Source organism: Candidatus Oscillochloris fontis (assembly GCF_004138135.1).
In the GTDB taxonomy this organism is placed as follows: Bacteria; Chloroflexota; Chloroflexia; order Chloroflexales; family Chloroflexaceae; genus Oscillochloris; species Oscillochloris fontis.
Genome location: NZ_RYFD01000037.1, coordinates 37,749 through 44,597, shown reverse-complemented (window position 1 = coordinate 44,597; position 6,849 = coordinate 37,749). Strand labels below are relative to the sequence as shown.

Here is a 6,849-nt window from a genome sequence, read left to right as displayed (position 1 = left end):
CTTGCTGCGTTCGACTTGCATGCATTAGGCACGCCGCCAGCGTTCATCCTGAGCCAGGATCAAACTCTGCGTTGTTGGAATGTCAAGCGATTGCTTGACTGTACGGGCTGCCACATTCACACAACCACACTCGATTGGAAAGGTGCTCGTCGCGGGGTCTGCGAACAAAAAACTAGCGCCACTTCGTGGCCCTAGTATCGAGACGGGAACAATGGATTGTTCACACTCGGTTCGCTTGTCAGGGTTTACCTTTCGGTGAAACCGTTTCGCCCTCGCAACGTTTGGGAGTATACAGCATCTTTTCAGTCTTGTCAAATCGGACGCAATTTCGGCCTGTGACGGGGGTTTAGGGGCGTCATGACACCCCCAGCCCCCCAATGGATAGACCAGATAGGTATAATGATCCCAGCGCTGCCCAAATATACGGAGAGAGCGAGGCCATACGATGCTCGACCAGATCGATCTTGAGCTGAAACTCAGCAAGAACGACTATCGCCAACGTCTCGATGATCTTCAGGCGCGGCTCTACGATATGGAACAGGCGCTTTTGGAGATGAAGGCACCGGTTGCGATCATCTTTGAGGGTTGGGCGGGAACTGCGAAGGTGCGCACGATTGGTATTCTGACCCAGCGGCTTGATCCGCGTGGGGTGCGGGTGCATCCGATTACCGCGCCGCGTACCTATGAGACCCAATACCCCTGGCTCTATCGCTTCTGGCTCAAGATTCCTAGCTATGGCCAGATTGCGATCTTTGATCGCTCTTGGTATCGCCAGGCGCTTGCGGAACGCACGCACGGCCATGGCGATATTCGACTCTGGCGCGACCGTTGCGAGGATATGGCCGCCTTTGAGCGTCAACTCGCTGCCGATGGAACGGTGTTGCTTAAGTTCTGGCTGCACATCGCCGAACAAGAGCAACACCGGCGCTTTAAGCGGCTATTGGCCGATCCGCTTACGGCATGGCAGGTCACCGAGGATGATCAGTGGCAACATCGCCACTATTCCAAGGTCTATGCGGCGGCTGAGGATATGATCGCCCGTACCGATACCGCCGCCGCGCCGTGGCAGATCGTCCCTGCAACCGATAAGTATTACGCCCGGATTGCGGTCTTCGAGCGTATCTTGCGCGCCTTTGAGGCGCGTTTAGGGCGATCTGCGGTGGCGGCAAGTGCCGCGACTCGTTCGGTTGGGCCTGATGTAAGTGGGGCGATCTTTCGCCGCGAGTCTTCCGCCCCTACCACTACGCCACTGGTCGCTCCAGCGCCTGCGCCGTCCTTCGCTGAACATGGCATGCTCCAACGGGTTGATTTGGGCCTGCGAATTGCTGATGACGAGTATAGCCGCCGCATGAAGCTCCTCCAGACCCAGATCTATCTGTTGGGGTTGGAGGTGTATCAGCAGCAACGCCCGGTGGTGGTCGTTTTTGAGGGTTGGGACGCCGCTGGGAAGGGAGGCGCGATCCAGCGACTTACGGCCAAGCTCGATCCGCGTGTGTATACAGTCCACGCGATTGCCGCACCCGAAGGTGATGATAAGAACCGCCACTATCTCTATCGCTTCTGGCGTCGCTTGCCGCCGCGTGGGGCCTTTGCGATCTTTGATCGTTCCTGGTATGGTCGGGTGTTGGTGGAACGGGTTGAGGGGTTTGCGCGCCCCGATGAGTGGCAGCGTGCCTATGCTGAGATCAATGAGTTTGAGCGCCAGTTGGTGGAGTTTGGGACGATCATCTGTAAGTTCTGGATGCACCTCAGCCCTGAAGAGCAACTGCGGCGCTTCGAGCAGCGCCAGAATGTGCCCTACAAAGCCTGGAAATTGACCGATGAGGATTGGCGTAACCGCGAGAAGTGGCCTAGCTATGAAGAGGCGGTGAATGAGATGCTGCTGCGCACCTCCACCCCCACTGCACCCTGGACGGTGGTGGAGGCGGAGGATAAGCGTTTTGGGCGGGTGAAGGTCTTGCAGACGGTGGTGAACCGCCTAGAGGCGGAGTTGGGGAAGGTGAAATTGACGTAGCGACGCAAGATATTGCGTCGCCACGTCAATGGCCGGGATCGGTTGATTTTTGCACCGACGACGCAAGATATTGCGTCGCCACGTCAATGGCCGGGATCGGTTGATTTTCGCACCGACGACGCAAGATATTGCGTCGCCACGTCAATGGCCGGGATCGGTTGATTTTCGCACCGACGACGCAAGATATTGCGTCGCCACGTCAATGGCCGGGATCGGTTGATTTTCGCACCGACGACGCAAGATATTGCGTCGCGACCGTGGTGCGCTCGACAGTCCGCTGGGTGCCGTCGCGTAGATCCTTCACTACGACCTCGCCGCGTGCCACCTCGTCCGGCCCGATGACCAGCGCGTAGCGCACGCCCTTGCGGTCGGCCTCTTTGAACTGCTTGCCTAGCCCACCACCATCGAGATTGATCAGGGTGTTGACCCCGGCAGCACGAAGTTCGGCGGCGAGGGCGAGGCTCTCGGCGGCCAGTTCAGGGCTAAAACAGGTGACATACGCGACCGCTGTGGTGGTTGGGCGCGGGCCAAGGTTGAGTTCTTCCATCACGTCGTGGAGGCGGTCAATCCCGAAGGCAAGGCCGACGGTGGGGATGGAGCGCCCCGCAAATTGGCCGACGAGCTCGTCGTAGCGCCCACCGCCCAGCAGTGAGCCTTCGGGCCAGTGCGGGGTGATCGCTTCAAAGACCATGCCGGTGTAGTAGGAGAGGCCACGCGCTAGGCGTGGAGCCACTTTGTAGCGATTGGCGGGGACACCCATCTGCTCTAGGCCGTGGATGATCGCACGCAGGTTCTCGATGGCGGACAGTGCCCGCGCATCATGGGTCAGGCGTGCCTCTAGTTCGGCCAGGATCTCCGCCGAACTGCCCTCGATCTGCACGAGCGCCAGGATGTGTGCGGCGGCCTCCGCACTCACCCCACTGCGCAGCAACTCATCCGTGACCCCCTGCGCCCCGATTTTGTCGAACTTGTCAATGGCGCGGTAGACCCCACCCGCCGCCGCCGCATCCAATCCACTCACCCGCGCAATCCCGCCGATGATCTGGCGGTGGTTGAGCAGGGTCACGAAGTCGGGGAAGCCCAAGGCGGCCAACGCCTCGCTCAGCATCGCCACGATCTCGGCATCGGCGAGCGGCGAGCTACTGCCCACAATATCGGCATCGGCCTGATAAAACTCGCGGTAGCGCCCGCGTGCCGGACGTTCGCCCCGGTAGCTGGGGCCAAGTGCGTAGCGCCGCCAGGGGAGCGTGATCTGCCCGGCGTACTGCGCCACCACCCGTGCGAGTGGCACGGTCTGATCATAGCGCAAGGCCAAGCGCCGCCCACCGTGATCCTCGAAACGATAGATCAGACTCTCATCATCGCCCAGTTTACCCTCCAACGCTTCGGCATATTCTACGATAGGCGTTTGGAGGGGTTCAAAGCCGTAGCGCTCACACACCTGGGTGATGGTGCTGGTAATGTACTGGCGCAGCATCATCGCCGGGGGCAGGTGATCGCGCATGCCTTTAATGTTCTGGATCTTGGCCATAACTGTTATCTTACTCCATCCTGCTTATGTCCGCATTTGGTGGGAGGTTCTCGCACCTTGTAGGGGCGAAGCATCGCCTACCATAAGTAACCGAATCTAGTGGTGGTTTATCCAGGCGATGCTTCGCCCTACTTAACGCACCAACTCAACACTTGAGAGATCAAGTATCCCCATGGGCGTGATCTCAAGGCCACGCACATAGGGCTTGACCAGGGTATACGCGACATCATGATAGATCGGGATGACCGGCGCATCGGCGAGGATGATCTGTTCAACTTGGCGATAGAGAAGCATCCGCGTGGCCTCATCGGGTGCTACGGCGGCTTGGTCAAGCAGCGCATTCACCTCAGGGTTGTCATAGCCGGAATGGTTCTGCGAACTACCGCCCCGGAAGAGTACGTCGAGGAAATTCTGCGGATCGGGGTAGTCGGCTACCCAGCCGGTGCCATAGATCTGGAACTCCTGGCGATCTAGGGCGGCCAGATAATCGCCAAAATCCTCGTAGCCACGCACCTCAATCTCCAGGCCCAATTCCTGCTCGACCACATCGCGCAGTACCCCCGCCCAGCCACCATAGGCAACAATCGGTGGCAGGTTTTCGATGCTGCCATAGCGCGACTCGGCGATCAGGGCGCGTACCCGATCTATGTCGCTGCTGGGCAGGGGCAGATCGGGGTTGTATCCGGGAATACCGGGCGGCAAGATCCCATGCGCCTGCTCGACTGCGTCATACAGGCTGACCTCGACCATCTTCTGGCGATCCAGCAGCAGGCTGAAGGCTTGACGCACCTTGGGGTCATCGAAGGGCGGCAGGTTGACATTCATGCCGATATAGTAGAGCGAGAGTTGCGGTACCTGCACCAGTTCTTTGGAGAGCGGGTTACTGGTGTCCTGCACGCGCGCCAGCGCATAACTCGGCACCTCGGTAAGATCAATCTCGCCCTGCTCATAGAGCATCTGAGCATTACTGGCGGCTGCGCCGATCAGGAAACGCACCCGATCCAAGTAGGGTAGATCGCGGTAGTAGTTCAGATTGCGCTTGATCACCAGCAATTGATCATGACGCCACTCTTCGATCTCGAAGGGGCCACTTCCATTCGGTTGCTCCGTCCAATCGGCTCCACCCGCCACAACTGCCTGCTCATCCACCACAAAGCTGCTCGGATGGGTCAGTTTGGCCAAGAAGTAGCTCTTCGGCGCATCAATCGTGATCTCGATGGTGCGATCATCAATCGCCCGCAGGCCAGCAATCGTCTGCGCCTGCCCGTCCAGTTTCTCCCGCACCCCAACAATATCGGTCAGATAGGTCGCAGCAGGCAGACTGGGGCCGAGTTGGGGATCACACGCCCGTTCGAGCGAGAAGATCACATCCGCCGAAGTGATCGGACGGCCATCGGCAAAACGTGCATCGGCACGCAGAGTGAAGGTGTAGCGCAGCCCATCTTCCGAAACCTTCCAGGCTTCGGCCAGATCAGGATGTACATCCAACGTAGCATCAAGGCGCACGAGGCCACTAAAGAGTTGGCGAATGATAAAGGCGCTCCCAACATCGCTCGTGAGCGCCGGATCGAGCGTATTGGGGTCACGCGCCCCCAAGGCCATGATCAGGGTTCCGCCATTGCCCAATGGCATTGCGGTAGAGATCGGCACAAAGACCGGCGGAACCGGGCGGGTGGAAGCACAGCCAACCAGTACGAGGCCCATCAACAACACCAGCAATAACCGACGCATCAAGCCCCTCCTCCAGTAACTGTTCACCCTTCTCCTCGCATCGTAACTGTTCACAGTTCTCCTAGCATTCCGATTTTGACGCAAAGACGCCAAGGCGCAAAGCCTGCAACAAAACCTTTGCGTCTTTGCGCCTTTGCGTCAATCAGAAGCTTCCTTTACCCCAAGTGTGAACAGCTACCTCGCATCCCGGTTTTGACGCAAAGACTTCAAGGATATGCCCTCATCAAAACCTTTGCGTCTTTGCGCCTTTGCGTCAACCAGAGGTTTCTTTTACCCCAAGTGTGAACAGTTACCTCCTCCAGCCAGTTGGCCACAGGCCGCCGCAATCTCTACCCCGCGCTCGACACGCACGGTACAGGCAAGGCCATAATCCACGAGCACCTGTTGGAAGGCGCGCACCCGTTGGAGATCCGAACGTGCCAAGGGTGAGCCGGGCAGCGGATTCCAGGGGATGAGATTGACGTGGCAGATCAAGGATTCATGACGCAGCAACTTGGCCAGCGCCAGCGCTTGGTGCGGGTGATCGTTACGCCCCTGGATCAAGACATACTCAAACGAGACCCGCCGCCCGGTCTTTTCAACATAGGTATGCGCCGCCGCCAAGATCTCCTTGATCGGATAGCGCGTATTGATCGGCACCAACTCGTTACGCAGCGCATCATCGGGGGCATGCAGCGAGATGGCCAGATTGATCGGCAGGCCCGCATCGGCGAGGCGCAGGATACCCGGCACCAACCCGACCGTGGAGACCGTCATGCTGCGGGCGCCCATATTGAAGCCGAGGGGGTCGTGGAGGCGCTGCACCGCCTCCCACCAGCGATCATAGTTGGCGAATGGCTCGCCCATACCCATAAAGACCAGATTGGAGACCCGCTCCAAAGGCCGCCGGAGCGCATGGGACTCGCCCCACCATGTTGCGTCCTCAGCACTAGAGCGCCCCGGATTGGTAGTTGATGCGGGCTGAGATGCAAGGTTGCGCACCTCGCGGCTGGCCCAGAGCACTTGCGCCACCATCTCGCCCGCCGTCAGGTTGCGCCGCAAGTCCAAGGTGGCGGTGGCACAGAACGAGCAGCCCATCGCACACCCGGCCTGAGTCGAGACACAGACTGTGGCACGATCAGCATAGATCATCAGCACCGTCTCGATCTGCACCCCATCGGGAAGGGCGAAGAGCGCCTTGCGGGTGAGGCCATCGGCGGAAACTTGGGAACGCACGAGATGCAGCGGGTTCAGTGTGGACTCATGGGCGAGGCGCTCGCGCAACGCCTGGGGCAGATCGGTCATCGCAGCGGGATCAGCGGCAAGATTGAGATAGAGTTGGCGATAGATCTGGCGTGTACGGAAGGCCGGCTGGCCCCAGGCACGTAACAGCGCCTCCAGATCGGATAGATTCATATCGTAGAGTGATGGATTAGCCATAGCGGGTAGATTATAGCATTCTTGGCGTTCATGTTAACGCACCCATGGTATGATGCCAATCTTAAACCTTTTGAGGTACGAGAGCATATGGAACGCACCCATATGTAGCGGTCTTATAGATCACTCAAGAACGTCTTCTGTTTGAGCAGCAGCG

At 59.0% G+C, this 6,849-nt stretch carries 4 protein-coding genes and 1 rRNA gene; 1 reads left to right on the top strand and 4 read right to left on the bottom strand.

The genetic code is table 11. From position 1 onward, the window contains the following. Positions 1-75, bottom strand: a 16S ribosomal RNA gene (locus EKD03_RS13650); the annotation flags it as partial. 370 nt (positions 76-445) lie between these two features. Between EKD03_RS13650 and EKD03_RS13645 the strand changes: the two genes are divergently transcribed. After that, a complete protein-coding gene (locus tag EKD03_RS13645) occupies positions 446-2,014 on the top strand; it encodes a hypothetical protein (RefSeq protein ID WP_129631803.1) in 1,569 nt (522 codons plus the stop codon). A gap of 199 nt (positions 2,015-2,213) precedes the next feature. Here EKD03_RS13645 and hisS read toward each other — a convergent pair whose 3' ends face one another. From hisS to EKD03_RS13630, 3 genes are all read right to left on the bottom strand, one after another. Further along, a complete protein-coding gene (hisS, locus tag EKD03_RS13640; protein ID WP_129631800.1) occupies positions 2,214-3,545 on the bottom strand; it encodes a histidine--tRNA ligase in 1,332 nt (443 codons plus the stop codon). Positions 3,546-3,677: 132 nt separating this feature from the next. Continuing rightward, positions 3,678-5,276 (bottom strand): peptide ABC transporter substrate-binding protein, encoded by a 1,599-nt coding sequence (locus EKD03_RS13635; RefSeq protein ID WP_129631797.1) that lies wholly within the window; start codon positions 5,274-5,276, stop codon positions 3,678-3,680. Positions 5,277-5,546: 270 nt separating this feature from the next. Then, complete coding sequence (locus tag EKD03_RS13630; protein ID WP_129631794.1) at positions 5,547-6,695, bottom strand: radical SAM protein; 1,149 nt, start codon at positions 6,693-6,695, stop codon at positions 5,547-5,549. Positions 6,696-6,849 lie beyond the last annotated feature (154 nt).